Consider the following 23,668-nt stretch of genomic DNA (forward strand, 5'->3'; position numbering starts at 1 on the left):
CGGGGGCGGTGCTGGATGGGCCGACAGGTGCTTGGTCGTTAATCTTTGCAATCGGTCGGCAGCGTCCGTATCTTTCGGCGCTTGAGCCTGATCAGACATTTTTGAGGTTGCCGCAATGAGTTTGTCCGAAGCCCGTTTCCACGATCTGGTCGATGCTACCCAGCAGACGCTGGAAGATATCTTTGATGACAGCGACCTGGATATCGACCTGGAGAGCTCGGCAGGTGTCTTGACCGTCAAGTTCGAAAATGGCTCGCAGCTGATCTTCAGCCGCCAGGAGCCGTTGCGTCAGCTGTGGCTGGCGGCCGTGTCCGGTGGTTTCCACTTCGACTACGACGAAGAAAGCGAGCGCTGGATGTGCGACAAGAGCGAAGAGCAATTGGGCGAAATGCTTCAGCGCCTCGTAAAGCAGCAGGCTGGCGCCGAATTCGATTTCGAAGGTCTGTGATTCGTGACGGATGCCGCGCCTGTTCGCCCGCCGAAACCGCTCTACAGCAACGTCAGCCCGGCGGTGCCTTCGCCCTGCACGGGTGTGTGTCGACTGGACGAGCAGAAAGTCTGTCTCGGCTGTGCGCGCCACGTCGAGGACATTCGCGAGTGGCGCTCGGCGGATGATCAGCGGCGCCGGGTGATTTGCCAGCAGGCTACCGCACGAAAGTCCCAAGCCTGTTGATATTGTGGCGAGGGGATTTATCCCCGTTGGGTCGCGTAGCGGCCCCAAAATCTATACGGCTGCTGCGCAGCCGAACGGGGATAAATCCCCTCGCCACAAGGGTTTCACCCAGGCAAAAAAGGGCGTGACTTGTATATTTTTTGAGCTGTGATAGTGTCCGCGAACGCCTCAAACCACCGAGGCACGGTGAAAACCCCGTCTTTTTTGGCGGGGTTTTGCTTTTTTTGTGCAGAAGAAAGGAGTCTGCCTGGATCATGACCGCACCTTCCATCACCCTTACCCGTCTGGACGTGCAACGTCTGGAGCGCCTGATCGACAGCCTGAGCGACAAAGACCAGGCTGCGCCGGGCGTGATTGCGCTGCAAACCGAGCTGGACCGCGCCGATACCGTGGTCGGCCACGATGAAGTGCCCGCCGATGTCGTGACCATGAATTCCCGCGTGCATTGCCGCGAAGAAGGCAGTGGCAAGGATTACCACCTGACGCTGGTCTATCCCAAGGACGCCAACGCCGATGAAGGCAAGATTTCCATTCTCGCTCCGGTTGGCAGTGCGCTGCTGGGCCTGAAGGTCGGTCAGCACATCGATTGGCCGGCGCCGGGCGGCAAGTCGCTGAAACTGACCTTGCTGGAAGTGGAATCGCAACCGGTCAACGGCGGCGCCTTTCCCGAATAAATTCCTGCTTCAAACCTGTTCGAGCGCTTCATTCAACGAGCGCTCCAGGTCTGCCTTGTAGCGCAGATACAGATTGCTTGAACTGTGCCCGTCACCGAGCAGACCCGACAGGTCGAGGTCGGTGATGTAGCAGCGATAACGATCGGTCTCGCGACGCTGCTCGACGATCTCCCGGGCGACCACGCTGAACAACTGGTCGCCATGCTCCAGCTCGCTGAATTCCCGCTGATTGCAGTACAAGGTGACCTGCACTTCGCCGGGTGCGGCTTTGCCGATGATTGCCTGCACGTCGTAGAACGGTTTGTTCACCGGGGTCTGCGGTGCTGGTCGGGTTTCGACCCTGCGCGAGCGCCCCGGGCCTGACGGCAACAGCTGGTAATACAAAGTCTCGGGGCTGCCCGCAGGGCCACCGTCCATCGGCAATTGCGCTTCACGGCGGTACTGGATCGATTGCAGAAAACGTTGCAGCGGCACCAGCAGACTCTGCTCGTCGTGGTACGGCAGATGTTGTTGCCACAGCGCATTGAATTCATCCAGCACGTACAGCTCCGCCTGCTGTTCGCTGATGCGATAGAACACCTGAATGCACTCCGGCTGACCCATCGGCAGGATCAGCGCCAGATCGTGATCTTCCAGCGCCATCGGGTCGAGGTGCAGCGGGCTGTAGCGCGGTTGTTCTTCGCCCAGATAATCGAGCAGCGCCGGCAGGGTGGCGAGGGCGACATGGTTGACCTGACCCGGCACCAGCTCCAGCACGTGATAGTGCTGCTGCACCTGAATCAGGTAGCGATGATTCAAATCACTGAGCAACAGGGTCTGCGCGGTGTCGACGATTTCTTCGACGCGGCGGGCAATGAATTGCGCGCGGTTGTGGCAGAAGCAGCGCACTTTCAGCGACGGCTGCACAGGGCCGCGCGGCAGGTTGTTGAGGTAATCGCGCAGGCAGTCGAGCAGCGCATGCGGGCCGTCGAAACGATTGACCAGCACTTCGTTCCAGCTGTTGAGCGTGACCTGATCGAGGGTCAGCACCAGGTTCTCGCGCACGCCGGCATAGCTCAGCGAGTCGGTGCGTTCGGTGGTCATCAAAATATTCAGATCACGGTGATGCTTGAGCGGATCGACGCCGACGTTGATCAGCAGCAGCACTTCGCTGGGCACGGCGGCGCGCAGCAAGGGCTCTTCGGCGACGGTGGACAAGGGCAGGGCGATGCACTGCTGCAGGCTGCCGAGCAGGTTGAACAGCTCGAACTCGCTCAAGTCGCTGGTGCCCGGATGCAGGGCCAGGCGGGTGCTGCTGTCGATCACGCCGTTGCGGTGGCACCAGGTCAGCAGTTCGAGCAGTTCGCGACTGCGCTTGATCGGCGCGAAATGTTCCCACTCCAGCGCCGTCAGGCTGCCGTTGTACAAACCCCACTGGGTCTGCCCCGGCTCCTTTTTGTTCGGCGACTGCACAAGGGTCAGGGTGTCTTCGGCCAGATCCGGGGCGATGCCCGGATTGATGAACTCGACCTTGTCGGCCTTGCGCTCGAATGCCGCGTAGAGTCGACGGCCAAGCACATTGAGGTCGCGCTTGTTGATCAGGCTGACAGTCTGTTCGCTGCGGGCGAACTGGGTCAGGAAGCGATAGCTGTAGTTGAGTTCGTTGACCAGCGCGCGGCGCTCGGCGCTGACCTGGCGGACTTTCCACTGACTGCGGCTGTCGAGCAGCGCCAGTTGCCGCTGATCCCAGTGCCACTCGCCGGCCAGGCGTTCGAGCAGTGCGCGTTGCCAACCCTGACTGCGGCTGTTGCCGGTGAGCTTGCGGTTGACCTTCAGATACAGCGCGCGGCGCACCAGCTCAAGACGTTCCGGCTCGTTGCGGGCGATCAGGTATTCCTCGATACGCCGGTACACGACCATGTACGGGTCAAGCTCATCGAGATCGAGCTGATTGGCGAACACGGCTTTCTTGAAGCGCAGGCTCAGGCACTGCACCTGCGGATGTTCGCTGGCGTACACCTCGGTCAGCAGCAGTTTGAGCACCGACTTGTAGGGCGACTCGATGCCTTTGAACAACTGCCACAATCCGGCACCGATGAATTCCCCGGGCGGAATGGTCGCCATCGGCCCGAGATCCAGGGTTTCGTCGGCGCGAATAAAGCGTTTGGACAGCAGGGTGTGGGTGTAAGCGTCGTAGGCTGTTTCTTCATAGACTGGCACCAGCCACCAGATCGGCGTGCGCCCGGCCAGCCAGATCGCCGTGCGATAAAACTCGTCGAGCAGCAGATAGTGCTGGGTGCTGCCGCAGTTTTCCGAACTGAGCTGAGCATCACGTTCGCCTTTGACGAAGCGCGCCGGGTCGATCAGGAAGAAATGCGCCTCGGCACCCTGGCTCGCGGCCCAGGTTTCCAGCAACTGGCATTTCTTCCGTAGCTCGGCGAGTTCGCTTTCGCTCAGATCTGGGGCATGGCAGACCCACACATCCATGTCGCTCTGATCGGCCTGTGCCAGCGTGCCGAGGCTGCCCATCAGGAACAAACCGTGAATCGGTCGCGGCGGGTTGCTGCCATGGCGCGGTTTGTAAGAAAACGAGCGGGTCAGGCGCTGCGCCTCGGTCAGCGCATTGGCGTCCGGCTCATAATTCGAGAGACCGGCCGGCGTACTGCCCGAGACATAGCCGGGCAGCAACGGATGATTGACGTGAAAGAACAGCGGCAACAGCGTCAGCACGCTTTGCTGGCGCGTCGACAAACCTTCGAGGGCGCGGCCGAGGCGGCCTTCATTGAGTTTGAGAAAACGGGCGCGCAGTTGGCTGAGTACCTTGCGGTCGATGCCTTCGTCCAGGTCGGGGCGGATTTCGTGGGTGCGCGTCATGTCAGCTCAAACCGGCTTGCAGGCTCGGACGTAGAGGGTCTCGGAATGGCCGCAGTTTAGCCTCTGCGCAGCAGGAGGTTTAAGCTGAATTTGTTTTTTGACGTCAGATTTTCATCGGCAGTGATCAGGCTGGCCCGCGGAAATCCCGTGGCAGGAGTTTCCGTGGGCAAAGTCGGAAAAAGTCAGGCGGTTTCCTGCTCTCTCAGAATCGTCAGTACGGTCTGCACGTTTTGCGCGGCATCGCGGCCGAGGCTGGTCAGATAACCGCCATCGGGCTGGTCGGTTAGTTCTTTTTCGAAGAGGCGTTTGGCGGCGGCTATGTGTTTCGGGGCAGCGGTCTGATGAATTTTCAGACCTTCCTGGGAACTGTCCAGGTTGAAGAGTGCAAGGACTTCCAGTTCGGCAACCAACTCAGGGGTAAGCGACATAAGGACTCCAGACTTTCTAGGAATTGGACGACAGCGCCCCTAAGGTGAACCCGCTGGTGCAGCATGTCCAGTGCTCGGATCAGGGGATTTTGTCTTGAGGCGAATTCCAGTGTAGTCCGCATAAAAAAGATCGCAGCCTTCGGCAGCTCCTACAGGAGATTGGTGCAGGAGCTGCCGAAGGCTGCGATCTTTTGATTTTATTATTTTTCCGGTGGCAGCTCTGGCAGCTTGCGCAATGCCGTTTCGTACCATTCGGTGTCGAACGGGCGATCTTCATCGAGCATCGCGTCAATCTCATAGGCAAGCACGTGAGCCATGAGGTTGAGGATATCTTCGCGCTCCATACCGACCAGAGTCAGCTTGTTCAATGTCGCCTTGGCCGCTGGGGGGGTGTCGCTTTCGATCTGGTTCTCGATGGCTTCGATCAGCGTCGCTTCGGTGAATGCTTCTTCGTCGTCATCGTTGACGATATCTGTCGGCTCGCTCATGGCAGGCTCCTCAGGGAAAGGCGCCAGTTTACCCGCATTCAGCGGCGTGATGCTGCTGGCGGGAAACGTCGCGGCGATCTATAAACAGGCACTGCCCACCCCGCACGGCCTGGAGGCTCTGTGATGTTCAAGCTCTACGGATTTGCTGTCAGCAACTACTACAACATGGTCAAACTGGCGCTGCTGGAAAAAGGCCTGCCCTTCGAAGAGGTGACGTTCTACCCGGCGCAAACCCCGGAGTCACTGGCGATCAGCCCGCGCGGCAAGGTCCCGGTGCTGGGTGTCGACGCCGGTTATATCAACGAAACCGCGATCATTCTCGAATACCTCGAACAATCACAAAAGGGCACGCCGCTCCTGCCCAGCGATCCGTTCGAGCGCGCGCAGGTATTGGCGATTGCCAAGGAGATCGAGTTGTACATCGAGTTGCCGGGGCGTGCCTGCTATGGCGAGGCGTTTTTCGGTATGACATTGCCGGAGCCGATCAAAGAGAAAACCCGGACCGAGCTGCTGCTGGGCTTCGCCGCGCTGGGCCGTCATGGCCAGTTCGCCCCGTATGTGGCGGGTGACAGCCTGAGCATTGCCGATTTGTATTTCCTCTACAGCGTGCCGCTGGCCTGTGCGGTCGGGCAGAAGCTGTTCGGGATTGATCTGCTGGCCGAGATGCCGCAGGCGAAAGCGCTGCTGGAGCGGTTAGAGCAGAATCCGCATGTGCAGAAGATTGCGGCGGATAAAGACGCGGCCATGCCGGCGTTTTTGGCGATGATTGCTGCCAAGAAGTGAATTTTGTAGCGCTCAGAAGTCAGTCATCGCTGGCAAGCCAGCTCCCACAGGGCTATGGGTCGAACGCAAAATTGTGTTCCACGAAGAACCCTGTGGGAGCGGGCTTGCCCGCGATGCTTCTAGCGGCTGGCGATTAGGGCCTGACCGCGCGCCACCGCAGCCTTGACCTGCGCCGGCGCAGTCCCGCCGATATGATCGCGGGCATTCACCGAGCCTTCCAGGGTCAGCACGGCAAACACGTCCTGCTCGATCTGATCGCTGAACTGACGCAGTTCTTCGAGGCTCATCTCGGCCAGATCCTTGCCGGTGTCGACGCCGTATTTCACCGCGTGGCCAACGATTTCATGGCAATCACGGAACGGCAGGCCACGGCGCACCAGATAATCCGCTAAGTCAGTCGCAGTGGAGAAACCGCGCAGTGCCGCTTCACGCATGATCGCGTGTTTCGGCTTGATCGCCGGGATCATGTCGGCAAACGCGCGCAGCGAATCGCGCAGGGTGTCGGCGGCGTCGAACAGCGGCTCCTTGTCTTCCTGATTGTCCTTGTTGTAGGCCAGCGGCTGGCCCTTCATCAGGGTCAGCAGGCCCATCAGCGCGCCGAAGACGCGGCCGGTCTTGCCGCGTACCAGTTCGGGCACGTCAGGGTTTTTCTTCTGCGGCATGATCGAGCTGCCAGTGCAGAAACGATCCGGCAGATCGATGAACTGGAACTGCGCGCTGGTCCACAGCACCAGCTCTTCGGAGAAGCGCGACAGGTGCATCATCGCGATGCTCGCGGCCGAGCAGAATTCGATGGCGAAGTCGCGATCGGAAACGTTGTCCAGCGAGTTGCCGCCGACGGCGTCGAAGCCGAGCAGTTGCGCGGTGTATTCGCGGTCGATCGGGTAGGTGGTGCCGGCCAGCGCGGCGCTGCCCAATGGCATGCGGTTGGTGCGCTTGCGGCAGTCGACCAGACGCTCGTAGTCGCGGCTGAGCATTTCGAACCAGGCCAGCATGTGGTGCCCGAAAGTTACCGGCTGCGCGGTCTGCAAGTGGGTGAAGCCCGGCATGATGCTTGCGGCCTCACGCTCGGCTTGCTCCAGCAGGCCTTTTTGCAGGCGGGTGATCTCGGCGAGGATCAGGTCGATTTCATCGCGCAGCCACAGGCGGATGTCGGTGGCGACCTGGTCGTTGCGGCTGCGCCCGGTGTGGAGCTTTTTACCGGTGACGCCGATGCGGTCGGTCAGGCGTGCTTCGATGTTCATGTGCACGTCTTCGAGGTCGACGCGCCAGTCGAACTGGCCGGCCTCGATTTCGCCCTGAATGGTCTTCAGGCCATCGATGATGCTGTCGCGCTCGGCATCGGTCAGCACGCCGACCTTGGCCAGCATGGTGGCGTGGGCGATCGAGCCCATGATGTCGTGGCGATACAGGCGCTGGTCGAAAGTGACGGAGGCGGTGAAGCGGGCGACGAAGGCGTCGACGGGTTCACTGAAGCGGCCGCCCCAGGACTGATTGGTCTTGTCAGTGCTCATGAATTCGCTCGTATCGGCTTGAAGAAATGGCGTGAAACGCTGGCGCGGATAATAACAGGGTTGCCAATCCTGTCGCTGACACCGGTCGATACGTTTTTTCGCGGATGTGTCAGGCATGTCCGGCGCGGTCTGCAAGGAATTTACAAAAGGATATTTTTTGATTGAGCAATATCGTTCCGACGAACGTCTACAGTGGACATAAGGGTCGGTGCGAATGCGGATCATGCAAAGGTCCGGCCACTGGCTATAAGAAGAGGGGGCGGGTGAGTTGTACAACGGTCACCCTCCGCGAGAAACGCAGGAAACACTGGGCTCTGAGCCGTTCGACCCGGACGCTGGCAAATATTGCTGGCCGACGTACGGCACTTTTTGGCGCTCGGGCTAGTCTTAGCGTGGATCGCGGTGACGGAGGTCACTACACCTGTCTACGCTATCCTTGTGCGAGACTCACGCAGGAATCCAGCGCAATATGAATGTCCTGATCGTTGATGACGAACCCCTGGCTCGCGAGCGCCTAAGCCGTATGGTGAGCGAGCTCGAGGGTTACACAGTCCTGGAGCCCAGTGCCACGAATGGCGAGGAGGCGTTAGCGCTGATCGACAGCCACAAGCCGGATATCGTGCTGCTCGATATCCGCATGCCGGGCCTCGATGGCCTGCAGGTTGCTGCCCGACTGTGCGAACGAGAGACGCCGCCGGCCGTGGTGTTTTGCACCAGTCCCGATGAATTTGCCGTGGAAGCCCTGCAGGCCAGCGCCGTGGGCTATGTGGTGAAACCTGTGCGAACCGAACACTTGAATGAAGCCCTGAAGCGGGCTGAACGTCCCAACCGGGCGCAACTCTCGGCCCTGACCCGTCCCGCTGCCGAAAGTGGCAACGGCCCACGCAGCCACATCAGCGCACGGACCCGTAAAGGCATCGAGCTGATTCCGCTGGATCAGGTGGTCTACTTCATCGCCGACCACAAATACGTGACCCTGCGTCATGAAGCCGGCGAGGTGCTGCTCGACGAACCCCTCAAAGCCCTCGAAGACGAATTCGGCGAACGCTTTGTGCGTATCCACCGCAACGCGCTGGTCGCTCGCGACCGCATCGAGCGCTTGCAACGCACACCACTGGGACATTTCCAGTTGTTCCTCAAAGGCCTCAATGGCGATGCGCTGATTGTCAGTCGGCGGCATGTTGCCGGTGTGCGCAAGATGATGCAGGGGCTGTGACCCGGTCTTCGCCGGGCCTTTCGAGTTCTTTTACCCGGCATGGCAGGCCAGGGAGGCCGCGCCGGTTCTGATTCAGGTCAAAGTGAAATTGGCTGAGCTGTTATTATCCGCCGTATCTATTCAGTACGGATTGTTCCATGTCCCCTCGCGAAATCCGCATCGCCACCCGTAAAAGTGCGCTGGCCCTCTGGCAGGCCGAATACGTCAAAGCCCGTCTCGAGGCGGCCCACCCGGGCCTGCTGGTGACGCTGGTGCCCATGGTCAGTCGCGGTGACAAGCTGCTCGACTCGCCACTGTCGAAGATCGGCGGCAAGGGCCTGTTCGTCAAGGAACTGGAAACCGCGCTGCTGGAAAACGAAGCTGATATCGCCGTGCATTCGATGAAAGACGTGCCGATGGACTTCCCGCAAGGCTTGGGTCTGTTTTGCATCTGCGAGCGTGAAGACCCGCGCGATGCTTTCGTCTCCAACACCTACGCCAGTCTTGAAGGGCTGCCTGCCGGTGCCATCGTCGGCACCTCGAGCCTGCGTCGGCAGACGCAATTGCTGGCGCGTCGCCCGGATCTGCAGATCCGGTTCCTGCGTGGCAACGTCAACACCCGTCTGGCCAAGCTCGACGCCGGCGAGTACGACGCGATCATCCTCGCCGCTGCCGGCCTGATCCGCCTGGGTTTCGAAGAGCGCATCACATCGGCGATCAGTGTCGATGACAGCCTGCCGGCCGGTGGCCAGGGCGCGGTCGGCATCGAATGCCGCAGCGCCGACCACGAAATCCACGCCTTGCTCGCGCCTTTGCATCACGCCGATACCGCTTCGCGGGTGAATGCGGAACGCGCCCTCAACAAACATTTGAACGGCGGCTGCCAAGTGCCGATCGCCTGCTACGCCGTGCTTGAAGGCGAGCAGTTGTGGTTGCGCGGTCTGGTCGGTGAGCCGAGCGGTGGCAAGCTTCTCAGTGCCCAAGCCCGGGCGCCGCGTGCCGACGCGGAAACCTTGGGTGTGCAGGTCGCTGAAGACTTGCTCAAGCAAGGCGCTGACGACATTCTCAAAGCTGTCTACGGCGAGGCGGGTCACGAGTGACAGCCTGGCGCCTGCTGCTGACGCGCCCGGCAGACGACTGCGCGGCGCTGGCCGAACAGCTGGCCGGGCACGGGATTTTCAGCAGTTGTCTGCCGCTTTTGGACATTGCTCCGCTGCCGGTCTCTGACACTATTCGCCAAGCGATTTCGCGATTGCCCGCTTGCAGCGCAGTGATCGTGGTCAGCAAACCGGCGGCGCGGATCGCGGTGGACTTGCTCAAGTCTGAAGGCGCGCCGCCATTGAGCATGCCGTGGTTCAGCGTCGGCGCGGCGACCGCAGGCATTCTTCGCGAACACGGTCTCGATGTGAGCTTTCCGGTTGACGGCGATGACAGTGAAGCCTTGCTGCAATTGCCGCGTCTGCGCGAGGCGCTCGACCAGTCTGGTGCGCAGGTGATGATCCTGCGCGGCGAGGGCGGTCGTGAACTGCTCGCCGAGCGCCTGCGCGCGCTTGGTGCTAGTGTCGAGTATCTGGAGTTGTATCGCCGCGATCTGCCAGTCTACCCGCCAAACGAGCTGCCACGGCGGATCGAAGCGGAACGCTTGAACGGGCTGGTGGTCAGCAGTGGACAGGGTTTCGAGCACCTGCGGCAGATGGCCGGCGATGCCTGGCCGAGGATCGCGCAGTTGCCGTTGTTTGTTCCAAGCCCGAGGGTCGCCGAGCTGGCACGTGCCGCCGGGGCTCAAACAGTTGTGGATTGCCGCGGCGCGAGTGCCGCGGCTTTGCTGACGGCGTTACGGGAATTTCCCGTGCCGTTTTCTAATGCAAAGGATGGATACGTGAGCGAAACAGCCTTGCCAAAAGATGACGTCCAGCCTGCGCTTGATGCCCAGGTTGAAACTCCACCACCGGCCAAAGAGCCGCGCCGAGGCAATGGACTGGCAATTGTCGCCCTGCTGCTCGGCGCCGCCGGTGTCGCCATCGGTGGTTGGGGTGTCTGGCAGGTGCGCCACCTGCAGAACAACACGCAGCAACAGTCGAGTCAGGTGCAGGCGTTGAACGATCAGGCGCAGAGTCTGAAGCTCAACGAACAGCGTCTGACCGAACGACTGGCGCAGTTGCCCGGTGCGGACGAACTCGCCGAGCGCCAGCGTCTGGTCACGCAACTGCAGGGCGATCAGCAGCGCCTCAATCAACGTCTGGAAACCGTCCTCGGCGCCAGCCGAAAGGACTGGCGTCTGGCCGAGGCCGAGCACTTGCTGCGTCTGGCCAGCCTGCGCCTTTCAGCGTTGCAGGACATCAGCAGCGCCCAGGCGCTGGTGCAGGGCGCCGATGAAATCCTCCGTGAACAGAACGATCCGGGTTCCTTCGCCGCGCGCGAGCAAGTGGCGAAAACCCTGGTCGCCTTGCGCAGCACTGAACAGCCGGATCGTACCGGGCTGTTCCTGCGCCTTGGCGCTTTGCGCGATCAGGTCATCGACCTCACCGAGCTGGCGCCGGAGTACAAGGATCGCGGCGAGTCGCTGCTGGGGCTGACCGCCGACGGCGATGGCGCCGGTCGCTGGGCGCAGTGGTGGGACAAGGTGTCGCGCTATATCCGCATCGATTTCAACGCTGACAAAAACGTCAAACCGCTACTCGCCGGACAGAGCCTGAGCCAGGTGCGCCTGGCCCTGAGTCTGGCGCTGGAGCAGGCGCAGTGGGCGGCGCTCAACGGTCAGGCGGCGGTGTACACCCAGGCGCTGGCCGAGGCACGCGATGTGCTCAAGGGCAATTTCAACCCGGACAATCCGCAAAGCAAAGTCATGCTGGAACAGGTCTCTGAGCTGAGCAAGGAACCGGTCACCGTCAAGACGCCGGATCTGACTGGCACCTTGAGTGCGGTGCAGGGGTATCTGGAGCGGCGTAACGTCAATGCCGAGGAATCGGTGAAACCGTTTGCCAAACCGGCCGCCAATGCTGCGCAGGAGGCGACCCCATGAAGCGCCTCTATGTAATCGTGTTTCTGGTCATCGCCGCGACGGCAGCGCTGGGCCTGGCGATTGCCGAGCATTCCGGTTACGTGCTGGTGGCGTACAAGAGCTTCCGCTACGAATCGAGCCTGTGGGCGACCTTGGCGGTGATAGCGGTGCTGTGGCTGCTGTTCTGGGGCATCAAGGTGCTGGTCGAGCTGGTGATGACCTCCACCGGCGTGGTCAATCCGTGGTCGCGACGCAATCGCAGCCGCCGCGTGCAAGTGGCGATCGAGCACGGGCAGCTGGATCTGGCTGAAGGTCGCTGGGCCAGTGCGCAACGGCATCTGACCCGCGCGGCGGAAGCCGAGCGCCAACCATTGCTTTATTACCTCGGCGCCGCACGTGCGGCGAACGAGCAGGGCCAGTACGAAGAAAGTGATCGTTTGCTCGAACGCGCGCTGGAGCGTCAGCCGCAAGCCGAATTGGCAATTGCCCTCAGTCACGCCCAACTGCAAACCGACCGTGGCGACACCGACGGTGCGCTGGTGACCTTGCAGGCAATGCATGAACGGCATCCGCGCAGCGCGCAGACGTTGCGTCAATTGCAACGTCTGCATCAGCAGCGTGGCGAATGGTCGGCGGTGATTCGTTTGCTGCCTGAGTTGCGCAAGGACAAAGTGCTGCCGCCGGCAGAACTGGCCGAGCTCGAACGGCGCGCCTGGGGTGAGAATCTCTCGCTGGCAGCGCATCGTGAAGAAGACGGTACGGTGGGTCTGCAATCGCTCAAGCGGGCGTGGGAACAGCTGACTTCGGCGCAGCGTCAGGAAGCACCTTTGGTACTGGCCTATGCCGAGCAATTGCGCCAGCTGGGCGCTCAGGTCGAGGCCGAAGAGGTCCTGCGAGCAGCGCTCAAGCGCAAATACGACAGCCATCTGGCGCGGCTTTATGGTCTGGTTCGTGGCAGTGATCCTGCGCGTCAGTTGCAGACGGCCGAAGGCTGGCTCAAGGAGCACCCGGCCGATCCGAGCCTGCTGCTGACCCTTGGACGCCTGTGTCTGCAAACCAGCCTTTGGGGCAAGGCCCGTGACTATCTGGAAAGCAGTCTGCGCGTGCAGCGCAATCCGGAGACCTGTGCGGAGTTGGCCCGTCTGCTTGCACAGCTTGGCGATACCGAGCGCAGCAATCAGTTGTTCCAGGAAGGTCTGGGGCTGCTTGATGAGCGCCTGCTGGCGGCGCCTCTGCCAGTCCCGGCGAAGGTCTGAAAAGCGAGGGAGGATGCTCCCTCGTGAACTTCGATGACCGAAAATTCCCCTTCTTTGCGCTCGAGAGACAAAGTCCTACAAAGCGCTTCACCGTTTCCTATCGAGCCTGTCGGGTTTTCCCTACACCTGTGGTGAACTGTCGGCAGGCCCTTGCCTTGAAAGGCTGACACGCTTTCCTCTACCGTAACCGTCTGTCTCTACTGTTACGGAAAAGCCATGTCGTTGGCCTGCTCACGCTCCTTGTTCTTCATGGCTTTCATTGCGGGGGCCTTTGCTCTGGGAGCTTCCTATTACCTCGAATACGCGGTCGGACTGACGCCTTGCAGTCTGTGCCTGGTGCAGCGGTTGTTCCTCACATTGCTGTGCATCGGCTGCGGCGTGGCGGCGGTGCATGGCCCCCGGCGCGTTGGCTTATGGTGGTACTGGCTGTTTGCGCTCGGCGCCAGTCTGGGTGGAACCACCGCCGCGTGGCGGCAGGTGTTGATCCAGAGTGATTCGATGCTGCAACTGGTCAAATGCTCGCCAACCGTGGAGTCAATGTTCAGCGACCTGCCGTGGATCTGCGCCCTGCAACGGATGTTCAACGGCGGCGCCGATTGTGCGGACATCTCCTGGACGCTGTTCGATCTGAGCATCCCCGAATGGAGCCTGCTGTTTTTTGTCGGTGTGTCGATCCTTGCGGTTTATCAGTTGTTGCGTCTGATCTGGAGCGCTCTGCAACGACCGGTCAGCGACGAAGCGTCGCACCACCTGCTGGTCAGGGATTAAACACTTGTATGAACTTTATCTCCTGCGTACCTTGAAGCCATAGGCGTGCGGGCATAATCTGGCCGGCACGTGTCATTGGATTTATGTTGCTCGATGACGCTCTGCCCGATCGTCCACCAGTCAAATCAGAACAGGGGCGCGGGTGTAGAGCAGCATGACCCACAAGGGAAGAGAGATCGCCATGCTCGAAAGTTGTCAGAATGCTCAGGAACGTTGGGGTGGAGTTCATCTGCTGATCGACCGCTGGTTGCAGGAGCGTGAAGAGCTGATTGGCGCCTACGACAAGCTCGGTGCTAAGCCTGATTCGCTGTCCGAGAGCCGCAAGCCTTTGCAGGAGTTCTGCGGAGTGCTGGTCGATTACGTATCGGCGGGGCACTTCGAAATCTATGAACAGCTGACTGGCGAAGCCAAGGCGTTCAACGACAAGCGCGGTCTGGAACTCGCCGAGACCATCTACCCGCGCATCGACGTCATTACCGAGAAGCTGCTGGCCTTCAATGATCTGTGCGATGAAGGCAAATGCGTTGCGGAGAAATTCAAGGAATTGGGCGGCTTGCTGCATGAGCGCTTTGAACTTGAGGATTGCCTGATCGAAGTGCTGCACACGGCACACAAGGAAGAATATTCGGTTCAGGCCTGATCCACGTCCTTCATGAAAAACGGTGCGCCCGCAAGCGCACCGTTTTTTTATGCCTGATCAGCTCGTCGCACCACGCAACTCCACTTCAAAGACCAGTGGTGTGAATGGCGCAATCAGGTCGCCGGCACCGTCGGCGCCATAGGCTTGATCCGATGGAATCACCAGCCGCCATTTCGCCCCCACCGGCATGTTCTGCAAGGCGGTGCGCCAACCGGCAATCACGCTGTCGAGGTTGAACCATTGCGGCTGGGTGTTCTGATCGAACACAGTGCCGTCCGGCAGCTTGCCGACATACAGCACTTGCACTTTGCCGTCAGGGCCGGCCTTGGCACCGTTGCCTGGAACCAGTTCAGTCAGGAGGATGCCATCGGCCAGTTCCTTCACCCCCGGTTTGGCTTTTTCTGTGCTGAGAAAGCGTTGCTCGTTTTCCATCGCAGCATCGCTCGACTGCCGTGAAGCCTGCTCGGCATTTTGCGATTCATGGTCGGCCAGAATCTGTTCAATGCGCGCTTCACTCAACGCCAGTGGCTTGCCCTGATACGCCTGTTGCAGACCTTCGATCAGCGCCTGGATCTGCAACTGCGGCACCTCCTGGCGCAGTCGTTCGCCGAGGCTGGCACCGAGGCTGTAAGCCAGATCATGAGCATCGTTCGCCGTGTTTTTTTCATCGGCATACGCCGTCGAAAAAAACACGCAGAGGGACAAAATAAAGTAGCGCGACATGGGCACTCTCCGACCTGAGATGCGGGGGATTATGCCAGTGCAAACGTCTGCATCGGTGAACTGCTTTTTCCTCGGCGCAGAACATTTCGGCTGCGGTGCAACGCAACGGTGCAGATACTGTCAACATGCCCTAGCGGCGGTATCAGCAGAGGTCTAGTATGAGCCGCACTCACGTCAGCCAGGAGGTAAACCATGTCGGCCACCAAGAAGCCTGTAAATACTCCGTTGCACTTACTCCAACAATTGTCGGGCAGCCTGCTCGAGCATTTGGAAAACGCTTGCTCGCAAGCCTTGGCTGATGCTGAAAAACTGCTCGCCAAGCTGGAAAAACAGCGTGGCAAGGCGCAGGAAAAACTGCACAAATCGCGCACCAAGTTGCAGGACGCCGCCACTGCCGGCAAAGCCAAGGCTCAGAACAAAGCCAAGTCTTCCGTGAAAGAGCTCGAAGACTTGCTGGACGCTTTGAAAGATCGTCAGTCCGAAACCCGCAGCTACATTCTGCAGCTCAAGCGCGATGCCCAGGAAAGCCTGAAACTGGCCCAGGGTGTTGGCCGCGTTCAGGAAGCAGTGGGCAAAGTTCTGTCGTCGCGTTCGGCCAAACCGGCAGCAGCACCAGTGAAGAAAGTCGCTGCTAAACCTGCTGCAAGCAAAGCCCCGGCGAAGACCGCTGCGGCGAAACCTGCTGTTGCGAAAACCGCCACCAAACCTGCGGCCAAGGCGCCAGTGAAAGCGGCTGCCAAACCAGCGGCGAAAACTGCAGCGAAGAAGCCGGCGGCGAGCGCGGCAAAACCGGCGGCTAAAACCACCGCAGCCAAACCTGCTGCAGCCAGGCCAGCAGTGAAAGCCACCCCTGCCAAAGCCGCTGCAAAACCGGCCGCGAGCAAAGCTGCACCGGCGAAAACCGCAGCCGCCAAACCTGCTGCCAAAGCAGCAGCGAAACCAGCAGCAAAACCTGCTGCCAAGACTGCCGCTGCGAAGCCTGCTGCCAGGACTGCGGCCAAGCCGGCCGCCGCCAAACCTGCTGCGAAAGTGGCGGTAAAACCGGCTGCCAAACCAGCCGCAACATCGGCAGCAAAACCTGCGGCAAAAACCGCTGTGAAACCGGCCGCCAAGCCTGCTGCCAAGCCTGCGACCGCTGCTGCAAAACCGGCCGCCAAGCCAGCCGCAAAACCAGCGGTGAAAAAGCCTGCAGCTGCCAAGCCAGCCGCGACCAAACCGGCCACCGCTCCAGCGGCCAAGCCTGCCACTGCCGCTACCCCGGCTGCTCCAGCTGCGTCGGCACCGTCGTCCGCCGCCCACTCGACCCCTTCGACTGCGCCAGCACCAGCCGCTTCGTCGAACGTCAGCAGCACCCCGACCAGCGCTTCCTAAGTGCCGGTTGCCGCGACGCGCAGCACTTGCAGCGCGTCGCGGTTCAGGCTGGCGGCATTGCCGGCCAGGTCTTCAAGCCAGGTCACCGAACCTGCATCGTTGCGCGTCCACTCCTGCGCCACACCTTCAAGGCGTGAAAGCAAGGTGCGCTCAGCTTCAAGCTCCAGTGATTTGATCTGCTCGCGCATGCCGGCCACCACCGCATCGTCGACGGCCCGCGCTTTCCATTGCAGGCGCAGGGTTCGCAGCGGCTGCACCACTTCGATATCCCATGGCGCGGTCAAGGCCTTGAGCAAGCGTACGCGCGGCTGATCGCAGGCCACCGCGCGCTGCTCCAGCCACAAACCGCACAGCAGCAGGCAGACATTGGCGCCCGCCGTTTGCAATTGCAGGCAGGCATCTTCCACACCCGGGCGGGCGTAGACATCAAGGGCAAAGCTCCACAGGTCAGAGGACATCGTGCTACTCGCGCCAGTTGTGAGCGAAGCTGGTAGACTCCGCCGCCATTATGATCCGACTTCAGAACCTGACTTTACAGCGTGGCCCGCAACGTCTGCTAGAAGACGCCGAGCTGACCCTGCACGCCGGCCACAAAGCCGGCCTCATCGGCGCCAACGGTGCCGGCAAATCCAGCCTGTTCGCCCTGCTGCGCGGCGAGTTGCACCCGGATTCGGGCGACTGCCTGCTGCCGGCCGACTGGCGCATCGCGCACATGCGTCAGGAGGTCGACACCCTCGAGCGCCTGGCGGTCGATTATGTGCTCGATGGCGACCTGCGTCTGCGCGAGGTGCAACGCGAGCTTGCCGCCGCCGAGGAGGCCCATGACGGCACCGCACTGGCGCGCCTGCACGCTGAACTCGACAGCGCCGACGGTTACACCGCCGATGCGCGGGCGCGCAAGCTGCTCGCCGGTCTTGGGTTCACCAATGAGCAGATGGATCGTCAGGTAGGAGATTTCTCCGGTGGCTGGCGGATGCGTCTGAATCTGGCGCAGGCACTGATGTGCCCGTCGGATCTGCTGCTGCTCGATGAACCGACCAACCACTTGGATCTCGACGCGATCATCTGGCTCGAAGAGTGGCTGAAGAGTTATCCGGGCACCTTGCTGCTGATTTCCCACGACCGGGATTTCCTCGACGAAGTGGTCGATCACGTCGCCCATGTCGATCAGCGCAAACTGACCCTCTACCGGGGCGGCTACACCGCGTTTGAGCGCGCCCGCGCCGAGCGTCTGGCCCAGCAACAACAGGCCTACGAGAAGCAGCAGGCGCAGCGTGCGCACATGGAAAGCTACATAGCCCGCTTCAAGGCGCAAGCGACCAAGGCCCGTCAGGCGCAGAGCCGGATCAAGGCGCTGGAGCGCATGGAAGAATTGTCGGCGGCCCACGTCGATTCGCCGTTCGACTTCGTCTTCCGCGAGTCGACCAAGATCTCCAGTCCGCTGATCGACCTGTCCGATGCACGCCTGGGTTATGGCGACAAGACCATCCTCGAGAAGGTCAAGCTGCAACTGACCCCGGGTGCGCGGATCGGTCTGCTTGGGCCGAACGGTGCGGGTAAATCGACGCTGATCAAGAACCTCGCCGGCGAGCTCGAACCGCTGGCCGGGCGCCTGACCCGTGGCGAAAACACCGTGGTCGGCTACTTCGCCCAGCATCAGCTCGACTCGCTGGACTCCAAGGCCAGCCCGTTGCTGCATTTGCAGCGCCTCGCGCCGGGTGAGCGCGAGCAGACCTTGCGCGATTTCCTCGGCGGCTTCGACTTCCGGGGCGCGCGCATTGATGAGCCGGTGCTGAATTTCTCCGGTGGCGAGAAGGCCCGTCTGGCCCTCGCGCTGATCGCCTGGGAGCGGCCGAACCTGCTGCTGCTCGACGAACCGACCAACCACCTCGATCTGGAAATGCGTCTGGCGCTGACCATGGCCCTGCAGGAATTCAGCGGTGCGGTGCTGGTGGTCTCTCACGATCGGCACTTGCTCAAGAGCACCACCGACAACTTCTATCTGGTCGCCGACGGCAAGGTCGAAGAGTTCGATGGCGATCTCGAAGACTACGCGCGCTGGCTGGTGGAATACCGTCAGCGCAATGCGCCGGTCAGCAACACGCCGGTCAACCCGGACAAGACCGACAAGAAGGCTCAGCGCCAGGCGGCGGCAGCGTTGCGTCAGCAACTGGCGCCGCACAAGCGCGAGGCCGACAAGCTTGAAGCCGAGCTGGGCAAGCTCCACGAGAAACTGGCCAAGGTCGATGCCAGCCTCGGTGACAGCGATATCTACGAGCCGGCGCGCAAGAATGAATTGCGTGATCTGCTCGCCGAACAGGCCAAGTTGAAGGTGCGTGAAGCCGAGCTGGAAGAAGCCTGGATGGAAGCGCTGGAAACCCTGGAAAGCATGCAGGCGGAGCTGGAGGCGTTGTCCTGATGGAAGCCTTCAAGCTGCCTTTCTCGGCGGTGTGGGTCGAACCGTTGTGGTTCACCGCGCAGATTCTGCTGATTCTGCTGGCCGGTTACCTGACCCAGCGTTTCGTCGCCAAAGGCCTCACTCGCCTGGGTGAGCGCTATCCGTTTCCGCCGCAGTTGCTGATGCCGCTACGCGGCGTGTTGCGCTGGCTGATCATGGGCAGCGCGCTGCTTTTCGTGCTTGAGCGCCTCGGCGTTTCGGCCACGGTGCTGTGGACGGCGCTGTCGGGATTTGTCGCGGTGGCGGCGGTGGCGTTCTTCGCCATGTGGAGCGTGCTGTCGAACCTGCTCTGCGCGATTCTCATCTTCACCGTCGGGCCGTTCCGCCTCGGCGACGTAGTCGAGCTGGTGGATACCACCGACAAGCCTGGCGTCAAAGGCCGGGTGATCGCGATCAATCTGCTCTACACCACGCTGGTCGAGGCCGAAGAGTTGGGCACCGGCAGCGCCATGGTGCAGGTGCCGAACAGCCTGTTCTTCCAGCGTTCGGTGCGGCGTTGGCGCGGGACAGATGTGTTTCCGTCGAGTGGCTTTGAGAAGTAGCTTTTCCAGCAAGATCAAAAGATCGCAGCCTTCGGCAGCTCCTACATTTGGAATACGATCCCTGTAGGAGCTGCCGAAGGCTGCGATCTTTTGCTTTTAGCCCCAAACAGCATTAGTTTTGACGACTTGTCACAAGCATCAGCCGAGGTGTGCGATGGAGCTTCAAACATGGCTGGCATTTTTTGCCGCCTGCTGGGTGATCAGCCTGTCCCCGGGCGCGGGCGCCATCGCGTCGATGTCCAGTGGTCTGCAATACGGGTTCTGGCGCGGTTATTGGAACGCGCTTGGCCTGCAGATCGGTCTGGCGATGCAGATCGCGATTGTCGGCGCGGGTGTTGGCGCTGTGCTCACCGCTTCGGCCACAGCATTCCATGCGATCAAATGGTTCGGTGTCGCCTATCTGGTCTACCTGGCGATCAAGCAATGGCGGGCGCTGCCCATGGACATGAGTGATGACGCCGCGGTGCGACCGATCGGCAAGCCGCTGGCCCTGGTGTTCCGTGGCTTTCTGGTGAACATCAGCAACCCCAAGGCGTTGGTGTTCATGCTCGCGGTGTTGCCGCAGTTCATCAATCCCCATGCACCGCTGCTGATTCAGTATGTGGTGATCGGCGTGACCATGGTGTTCGTCGATCTGATTGTCATGGCCGGCTACACCGGACTGGCGTCGAAGGTGCTGCGCCTGTTGCGCACGCCCAAGCAGCAGAAGCGCATGAACCGCACCTTTGCCGGATTGTTCATTGGCGCGGCGGCGTTCATGGCGACGTTGCGCAAAGCGGCGGCGTAAACCGTCCGGGGAGAAAAAAGGCGACCTCAAGAGGTCGCCTTTTTCATTTCTACCGAGACATCGGGGCAAGCGAGCTTTTGTGGCGAGGGGATTTATCCCCGTTGGACTGCGCAGCAGTCCCAATCGTCTTGAATCAATAGCGAGGGCCGCTTCGCGACCCAACGGGGATAAATCCCCTCGCCACAGAGCCCTTCGCCACAAAAGTCCTCAGATCGGCTCAGCGTAAAATCACCGGCGCCGTATCACGCGGCAGATTATTGCGCTGCGGCGCTTCACGCGGCTGCTCATAACCGTCACCGCCACCGAGTTGCATGCTCAGTTGCCCGGCCACGTCTTCGCCCAAGGCCTTCGACACCTCACGCACCACCCGCGGACGGTTCAGCGAGATCTTGATGTCGCGATGGTTCACCAGTTTGGTGTCCTGCGCTTCGCCCATCGCCGTGAAGGCCGAGGTGATCTCGTAGGTCTTGGTGTTGATCAGGCTGAAATCCGCCACCAGCGTCAGGCCCAGCACTGCCGAGTAGCTGTCGGTGTGCGCCAGCTCGTTGATGTCCTGGGTGAAATCGATGTCGGACACGGTGCCGAACAGCACGTAGTCGGCGCCTTTGAAGTTGCCGGCCTTGATGCGCTTGATCACGTCATACACGTCGCCTTTGGATGAGGCGGTATACGGCGTGCCCTGCACCAGCTGGAACATGCCGGTACGCAGGATTTCACCCTTGATGTCGCCGGTGAATTTGCGCAACTCGCCCTGTTCGATATAGCTGGTGGTCGCTTCGATCTCGTTGTAGCTCGAAGAACCGCTGGCGCTGTAGTAACTCTCACGATGATTGCTCTGCGCCGAAACGATGTGGATGTATTGCTCCACGCGCTCCTGATACGCCAGATCCGTCACCGCCACTTTCGGGGCCGCCTGCGCGCTGAACGCGCAAGCCAGGGCCATCATGCCAATCCATGTGCGCATCGATTAACGCTCCGTGGTTTTGCGGATCTCTTTTTCGTCCATCCACTCGGCCAGACCGCTTTCGACGTCGATCAACTGCAGGCTGAATTTGTAGAAGACGTCCTTGTAGTCGCTGCTGCGCTTGACGATCGAGCTGATCGAGCCTTCGATGCGGTACTTGGCGGCAACCATGTTGCCGGTCTTGGCCACGGTGCTTTTCTTGTACAGGCCGCTCTGGTTTTGCAGCTTGAGCTGGTCGACCTGGCTCTGCATTGCATTGTTGTCGCTGGCGAAGCGCGCGACACCGGTCTTCATCAGCTGGGTCTTGATGCTGGTGGTGATTTCGCGGGTGTCGATGTACTCGCTGGTCTTGTTCTTCACATCGTAGACCTGAACCACCGGACGGCCCTGCAGAATGCCGGACTGCGCCAGCGAGCGGGTCATCGACTCGGCGATCATTTGCAGGTCGGTCGAACCGAATTCGTTGGTCACGGTTTCAACAGCCTTGGTGTCGCCGTAGCTGATGTTCTTGCTGCCCAGGGTCGGCGAGGTGTTGGCGCAACCGGAGGCGAGCAGGGCGATGACGGCGATGCAGGAAAAGCGTGCAAACATGAGAAAGCTCTCTCAATCAGAAATAGGGTGGCGGGTTTACGGCGTCTTGATTTCCAGACGGAAATCCACGGCTTTCGGGGTCGGGGCGATGGCCTGAATGAAGCTGGTCTGGGCGCCGTACATCATCTGGCTTTTCCACACTTCTTCTTCGGCAACCGGGAAACCTTCGGCGCCGAGCCAGGCGAAGCGGTAGTAGAAAATCTTGTTGCTGTTGAGGGTGTTGCTCAACTGCACGTTGACGGTCATGAAGCCGTTTTCACGAGCCACGCGCATGGCGCCGACGACGATGTGTTTCTGCGGGCCCATGGCCACGACTTTGCTCGCGGCGCTGCCCGGCTCAGGTGGTGGCGGGGTGGCGCAGCCTGCCAGCAAGGCGAGGGCGGCGACGGCGATGATCTTCAAGCGCATTGCAAAGACTCCGTTCTTAAGGTTGTTTGAGGCTGGCGACGTTGGTCGCGGCAGCGCTCGGCATTACGTGAGCAGCGATGCCGCCAGCGAATACCTGGTTGCCCACGGCACGCAGGCTGATCACTTGGTAGCGCTGGTCGACAGTGACCTTGACCACCGAGCCGCCGACGGCGCTCGGCAGGGTAACCTGATGCTCACCTTTTTTCAGGCGCAGACGCACCACTTGGGTGTTGTCCGGCAGGGTGCGCCATGTACGGGTATCGGCACCTTCGAGCACTGCTGAAGAAATACCCACAGCGAGACCGGCCAGCGGATTGGTTTCGTTGATCTGCTTCTGCGCCACGCCTTTGGTGATCGCGCGCACGGTGGTGCGCACGATGATCCCCGGCATGTCATCGCGCAGGGCGCGGCGGGACATGGCGGTGGTGCTGTTCAGTGCGGTCAGGTCGACCTGCTTGCCGTCGACGCCGATCTGCGCAAAAGGCGCGGTGGAGGTGTCCGGTTTGATGATCGGGAACGACAACGGGGTGATCACCACGTTGTTGGAAATCGGCAGCGGCAGCGGTACGCGAATCGAGTCACGGGCCGGGGCCAGACCGCTCTGCACGACGATGAGAATGTCGCTGTCATCGGATTTGGAAGGCTTGTCGAGGTTGACCAGCGCCTGCTCGAGCAGCGGCGTGTTCGGGCGCAGTTCGGCAGCCTTGCGATAACCCGGCGCGGCCAGATCCTTCTCGCCCAGGGCTTCGTAAACGAAACCGGCCAGGTAATGGCTGAACGCACTCTGGTAGCTGTTTTTCAGGCCGACCACTTCCGGCGCGTCGAGGCTGGCCACCGGATAACCCTGCAGATCCTTGTACTGGGTCTTGATGCCTTCTTTCTCGGCCTGTTCTTCGCTCTTGAGGTATTCCTTGTCGCGCAGGTCAGCGATCACCGCTTCGCGTTCGTGGGTCTTTTTGATCGCAGTGCGGGCGCCATCGAAATCGTTGACCGCCAACAGGTTCAAGGCCATCTGCGTGGTCAGCATGACTTTCTCGTAGTCATAGCCTTCGTAGCGACGCACCTTGTCGTTGACGATGAAGCTGCCGAACTGCGCCAGGTACTTGGCCGAGTCGAGCTTGACCGCGTCTTCCCACTGGCCGACCACCTGATCGGCGCTGCCCCAGGCGTTCTGGCTGCCCGACAGGTCGCCCTTGGCGCGCAGCAGTTCGCCTTTCTCGAAGTAATAGAGCAGGTCTTTGTCGGTACCGGTGTTGTTCTTTTCCAGCAGGGTCAGCGCCGCGTCGACGTTGCCGGATGCCAGTTGCTGATTGGTCTGGGCCAGTTCGGAATCGTAGTTGCGAAACGCTGCGCAGCCGGACAACAGCGTGACGGCGCTGAGCGCGAGCAGCATGGGAGCGCGGAATGCCATGGGTACTTCTTCCCTGAGTAACAAAACTTGCAGCCGCGTGTGCTGGTCGGGCTGGTGTGACCTATCGACGGTGGCGCTGGCCTCCTGCCAATTCCTCATGGGTGAGGAGCTTTTGATGCCGGCTCGCTGGGCGAGGGCGC

At 60.9% G+C, this 23,668-nt stretch carries 24 protein-coding genes and 2 pseudogenes; 16 read left to right on the forward strand and 10 right to left on the reverse strand.

Annotated elements, in window-relative coordinates:
- Positions 1-115 precede the first annotated feature (115 nt).
- The 3 genes from cyaY to rnk all read left to right on the forward strand — a co-directional run bounded on the left by cyaY (position 116) and on the right by rnk (position 1,347).
- The gene (gene cyaY, locus J2Y39_RS16470; RefSeq protein ID WP_056791639.1) at positions 116-448 is read left to right on the forward strand and encodes an iron donor protein CyaY; all 333 of its coding nucleotides are present in this window, start codon (positions 116-118) and stop codon (positions 446-448) included.
- A 3-nt stretch (positions 449-451) separates the two neighbouring features.
- Positions 452-673: a DUF1289 domain-containing protein gene (locus tag J2Y39_RS16475; RefSeq protein WP_076564524.1), complete on the forward strand. Its 222-nt coding sequence runs from the start codon at positions 452-454 to the stop codon at positions 671-673.
- A gap of 254 nt (positions 674-927) precedes the next feature.
- Entirely contained in the window at positions 928-1,347 is a 420-nt protein-coding gene (rnk, locus tag J2Y39_RS16480) for a nucleoside diphosphate kinase regulator (protein ID WP_024014769.1), read from the forward strand.
- A gap of 9 nt (positions 1,348-1,356) precedes the next feature.
- Here the strand turns inward: rnk and J2Y39_RS16485 are convergent, their stop codons facing one another.
- The 3 genes from J2Y39_RS16485 to J2Y39_RS16495 all read right to left on the reverse strand — a co-directional run bounded on the left by J2Y39_RS16485 (position 1,357) and on the right by J2Y39_RS16495 (position 5,116).
- Positions 1,357-4,200 carry a class I adenylate cyclase gene (locus J2Y39_RS16485; RefSeq protein ID WP_310218785.1) on the reverse strand — a complete coding sequence of 948 codons (2,844 nt, stop codon included), beginning with the start codon at positions 4,198-4,200 and terminating at the stop codon, positions 1,357-1,359.
- A 182-nt stretch (positions 4,201-4,382) separates the two neighbouring features.
- Positions 4,383-4,628, reverse strand: a complete 246-nt coding sequence (locus tag J2Y39_RS16490; protein ID WP_003229392.1) for a TIGR02647 family protein — start codon at positions 4,626-4,628, stop codon at positions 4,383-4,385.
- A gap of 200 nt (positions 4,629-4,828) precedes the next feature.
- Positions 4,829-5,116 carry a hypothetical protein gene (locus J2Y39_RS16495; protein ID WP_310218787.1) on the reverse strand — a complete coding sequence of 96 codons (288 nt, stop codon included), beginning with the start codon at positions 5,114-5,116 and terminating at the stop codon, positions 4,829-4,831.
- Positions 5,117-5,239: 123 nt separating this feature from the next.
- On the opposite strand from J2Y39_RS16495, the gene J2Y39_RS16500 reads away from it, so the two are divergent.
- Positions 5,240-5,899: a glutathione S-transferase gene (locus J2Y39_RS16500; protein ID WP_150742927.1), complete on the forward strand. Its 660-nt coding sequence runs from the start codon at positions 5,240-5,242 to the stop codon at positions 5,897-5,899.
- A gap of 119 nt (positions 5,900-6,018) precedes the next feature.
- Here J2Y39_RS16500 and argH read toward each other — a convergent pair whose 3' ends face one another.
- Complete coding sequence (gene argH, locus J2Y39_RS16505; protein WP_039757402.1) at positions 6,019-7,413, reverse strand: argininosuccinate lyase; 1,395 nt, start codon at positions 7,411-7,413, stop codon at positions 6,019-6,021.
- A 317-nt stretch (positions 7,414-7,730) separates the two neighbouring features.
- On the opposite strand from argH, the pseudogene J2Y39_RS16510 reads away from it, so the two are divergent.
- The 8 genes and pseudogenes from J2Y39_RS16510 to rsd all read left to right on the forward strand — a co-directional run.
- Positions 7,731-7,886, forward strand: a pseudogene (locus tag J2Y39_RS16510) (sensor histidine kinase); the annotation flags it as partial.
- A complete protein-coding gene (locus J2Y39_RS16515) occupies positions 7,883-8,629 on the forward strand; it encodes a LytTR family DNA-binding domain-containing protein (RefSeq protein ID WP_016772598.1) in 747 nt (248 codons plus the stop codon). The pseudogene J2Y39_RS16510 and the gene J2Y39_RS16515, both read left to right, overlap by 4 nt.
- A 137-nt stretch (positions 8,630-8,766) precedes the next feature.
- On the forward strand, positions 8,767-9,708 hold the full coding sequence (gene hemC / locus J2Y39_RS16520) for a hydroxymethylbilane synthase (protein WP_252882855.1): 942 nt from the start codon (positions 8,767-8,769) through the stop codon (positions 9,706-9,708).
- Positions 9,705-10,451, forward strand: a pseudogene (locus J2Y39_RS16525) (uroporphyrinogen-III synthase); the annotation flags it as partial. The gene hemC and the pseudogene J2Y39_RS16525, both read left to right, overlap by 4 nt.
- Positions 10,452-10,487: 36 nt before the next feature.
- Entirely contained in the window at positions 10,488-11,630 is a 1,143-nt protein-coding gene (locus tag J2Y39_RS16530) for a uroporphyrinogen-III C-methyltransferase (RefSeq protein WP_056791721.1), read from the forward strand.
- Positions 11,627-12,865, forward strand: coding sequence for a heme biosynthesis protein HemY (locus tag J2Y39_RS16535; RefSeq protein ID WP_041476923.1), 1,239 nt, complete (start codon positions 11,627-11,629; stop codon positions 12,863-12,865). Before J2Y39_RS16530 ends, J2Y39_RS16535 begins: the two co-directional genes overlap by 4 nt.
- Before the next feature lie 216 nt (positions 12,866-13,081).
- On the forward strand, positions 13,082-13,633 hold the full coding sequence (locus tag J2Y39_RS16540; protein WP_150637090.1) for a disulfide bond formation protein B: 552 nt from the start codon (positions 13,082-13,084) through the stop codon (positions 13,631-13,633).
- 181 nt (positions 13,634-13,814) lie between these two features.
- Entirely contained in the window at positions 13,815-14,273 is a 459-nt protein-coding gene (gene rsd / locus J2Y39_RS16545; RefSeq protein WP_150637088.1) for a sigma D regulator, read from the forward strand.
- A gap of 57 nt (positions 14,274-14,330) precedes the next feature.
- On the opposite strand, the gene J2Y39_RS16550 is transcribed toward rsd, so the two are convergent.
- Entirely contained in the window at positions 14,331-14,996 is a 666-nt protein-coding gene (locus J2Y39_RS16550) for an FKBP-type peptidyl-prolyl cis-trans isomerase (protein ID WP_310218792.1), read from the reverse strand.
- Positions 14,997-15,188: 192 nt separating this feature from the next.
- Between J2Y39_RS16550 and J2Y39_RS16555 the strand changes: the two genes are divergently transcribed.
- Positions 15,189-16,367, forward strand: coding sequence for an AlgP family protein (locus tag J2Y39_RS16555; protein WP_310218794.1), 1,179 nt, complete (start codon positions 15,189-15,191; stop codon positions 16,365-16,367).
- Here J2Y39_RS16555 and J2Y39_RS16560 read toward each other — a convergent pair.
- A complete protein-coding gene (locus J2Y39_RS16560; RefSeq protein ID WP_095181264.1) occupies positions 16,364-16,825 on the reverse strand; it encodes a TIGR02444 family protein in 462 nt (153 codons plus the stop codon). The two genes, J2Y39_RS16555 and J2Y39_RS16560, sit on opposite strands and share 4 nt — an antisense overlap.
- A 50-nt stretch (positions 16,826-16,875) precedes the next feature.
- Here J2Y39_RS16560 and J2Y39_RS16565 point away from each other — a divergent pair, with 50 nt between their 5' ends.
- From J2Y39_RS16565 to J2Y39_RS16575, 3 genes are all read left to right on the forward strand, one after another.
- Positions 16,876-18,786 carry an ATP-binding cassette domain-containing protein gene (locus tag J2Y39_RS16565; RefSeq protein ID WP_016772606.1) on the forward strand — a complete coding sequence of 637 codons (1,911 nt, stop codon included), beginning with the start codon at positions 16,876-16,878 and terminating at the stop codon, positions 18,784-18,786.
- Complete coding sequence (locus J2Y39_RS16570) at positions 18,786-19,367, forward strand: mechanosensitive ion channel family protein (protein WP_056791670.1); 582 nt, start codon at positions 18,786-18,788, stop codon at positions 19,365-19,367. The genes J2Y39_RS16565 and J2Y39_RS16570 overlap by 1 nt, the downstream gene beginning before the upstream one ends.
- A 154-nt stretch (positions 19,368-19,521) precedes the next feature.
- The gene (locus tag J2Y39_RS16575; RefSeq protein WP_076564511.1) at positions 19,522-20,154 is read left to right on the forward strand and encodes a LysE family transporter; all 633 of its coding nucleotides are present in this window, start codon (positions 19,522-19,524) and stop codon (positions 20,152-20,154) included.
- 217 nt (positions 20,155-20,371) lie between these two features.
- On the opposite strand, the gene J2Y39_RS16580 is transcribed toward J2Y39_RS16575, so the two are convergent.
- From J2Y39_RS16580 to J2Y39_RS16595, 4 genes are read right to left on the reverse strand one after another with little or no spacing between them, the layout of a single operon-like run.
- Complete coding sequence (locus J2Y39_RS16580) at positions 20,372-21,118, reverse strand: hypothetical protein (protein WP_016772609.1); 747 nt, start codon at positions 21,116-21,118, stop codon at positions 20,372-20,374.
- A 3-nt stretch (positions 21,119-21,121) separates the two neighbouring features.
- Complete coding sequence (lpoB, locus tag J2Y39_RS16585; RefSeq protein WP_016772610.1) at positions 21,122-21,709, reverse strand: penicillin-binding protein activator LpoB; 588 nt, start codon at positions 21,707-21,709, stop codon at positions 21,122-21,124.
- A 36-nt stretch (positions 21,710-21,745) separates the two neighbouring features.
- Positions 21,746-22,117 carry a YcfL family protein gene (locus J2Y39_RS16590; protein ID WP_016772611.1) on the reverse strand — a complete coding sequence of 124 codons (372 nt, stop codon included), beginning with the start codon at positions 22,115-22,117 and terminating at the stop codon, positions 21,746-21,748.
- Between the two features lie 16 nt (positions 22,118-22,133).
- Complete coding sequence (locus J2Y39_RS16595; RefSeq protein WP_056791673.1) at positions 22,134-23,528, reverse strand: COG3014 family protein; 1,395 nt, start codon at positions 23,526-23,528, stop codon at positions 22,134-22,136.
- Between the last annotated feature and the right edge of the window lie 140 nt (positions 23,529-23,668).

The sequence above is a fragment of the Pseudomonas sp. 2957 genome, assembly GCF_031456345.1.
Lineage (GTDB): Bacteria > Pseudomonadota > Gammaproteobacteria > Pseudomonadales > Pseudomonadaceae > Aquipseudomonas > Aquipseudomonas siliginis.

Bases quoted from the DNA above. Each gene is read 5' to 3' on its own strand.
- cyaY (WP_056791639.1), top strand. From the start codon at position 116: ATGAGTTTGTCCGAAGCCCGTTTCCACGATCTGGTCGATGCTACCCAG.
- rnk (WP_024014769.1), top strand. From the start codon at position 928: ATGACCGCACCTTCCATCACCCTTACCCGTCTGGACGTGCAACGTCTG.
- J2Y39_RS16485 (WP_310218785.1), bottom strand. From the start codon at position 4,200: ATGACGCGCACCCACGAAATCCGCCCCGACCTGGACGAAGGCATCGAC.
- J2Y39_RS16490 (WP_003229392.1), bottom strand. From the start codon at position 4,628: ATGTCGCTTACCCCTGAGTTGGTTGCCGAACTGGAAGTCCTTGCACTC.
- J2Y39_RS16495 (WP_310218787.1), bottom strand. From the start codon at position 5,116: ATGAGCGAGCCGACAGATATCGTCAACGATGACGACGAAGAAGCATTC.
- J2Y39_RS16500 (WP_150742927.1), top strand. From the start codon at position 5,240: ATGTTCAAGCTCTACGGATTTGCTGTCAGCAACTACTACAACATGGTC.
- argH (WP_039757402.1), bottom strand. From the start codon at position 7,413: ATGAGCACTGACAAGACCAATCAGTCCTGGGGCGGCCGCTTCAGTGAA.
- J2Y39_RS16515 (WP_016772598.1), top strand. From the start codon at position 7,883: ATGAATGTCCTGATCGTTGATGACGAACCCCTGGCTCGCGAGCGCCTA.
- hemC (WP_252882855.1), top strand. From the start codon at position 8,767: ATGTCCCCTCGCGAAATCCGCATCGCCACCCGTAAAAGTGCGCTGGCC.
- J2Y39_RS16535 (WP_041476923.1), top strand. From the start codon at position 11,627: ATGAAGCGCCTCTATGTAATCGTGTTTCTGGTCATCGCCGCGACGGCA.
- J2Y39_RS16540 (WP_150637090.1), top strand. From the start codon at position 13,082: ATGTCGTTGGCCTGCTCACGCTCCTTGTTCTTCATGGCTTTCATTGCG.
- rsd (WP_150637088.1), top strand. From the start codon at position 13,815: ATGCTCGAAAGTTGTCAGAATGCTCAGGAACGTTGGGGTGGAGTTCAT.
- J2Y39_RS16550 (WP_310218792.1), bottom strand. From the start codon at position 14,996: ATGTCGCGCTACTTTATTTTGTCCCTCTGCGTGTTTTTTTCGACGGCG.
- J2Y39_RS16555 (WP_310218794.1), top strand. From the start codon at position 15,189: ATGTCGGCCACCAAGAAGCCTGTAAATACTCCGTTGCACTTACTCCAA.
- J2Y39_RS16560 (WP_095181264.1), bottom strand. From the start codon at position 16,825: ATGTCCTCTGACCTGTGGAGCTTTGCCCTTGATGTCTACGCCCGCCCG.
- J2Y39_RS16565 (WP_016772606.1), top strand. From the start codon at position 16,876: ATGATCCGACTTCAGAACCTGACTTTACAGCGTGGCCCGCAACGTCTG.
- J2Y39_RS16570 (WP_056791670.1), top strand. From the start codon at position 18,786: ATGGAAGCCTTCAAGCTGCCTTTCTCGGCGGTGTGGGTCGAACCGTTG.
- J2Y39_RS16575 (WP_076564511.1), top strand. From the start codon at position 19,522: ATGGAGCTTCAAACATGGCTGGCATTTTTTGCCGCCTGCTGGGTGATC.
- J2Y39_RS16580 (WP_016772609.1), bottom strand. From the start codon at position 21,118: ATGCGCACATGGATTGGCATGATGGCCCTGGCTTGCGCGTTCAGCGCG.
- lpoB (WP_016772610.1), bottom strand. From the start codon at position 21,709: ATGTTTGCACGCTTTTCCTGCATCGCCGTCATCGCCCTGCTCGCCTCC.
- J2Y39_RS16590 (WP_016772611.1), bottom strand. From the start codon at position 22,117: ATGCGCTTGAAGATCATCGCCGTCGCCGCCCTCGCCTTGCTGGCAGGC.
- J2Y39_RS16595 (WP_056791673.1), bottom strand. From the start codon at position 23,528: ATGGCATTCCGCGCTCCCATGCTGCTCGCGCTCAGCGCCGTCACGCTG.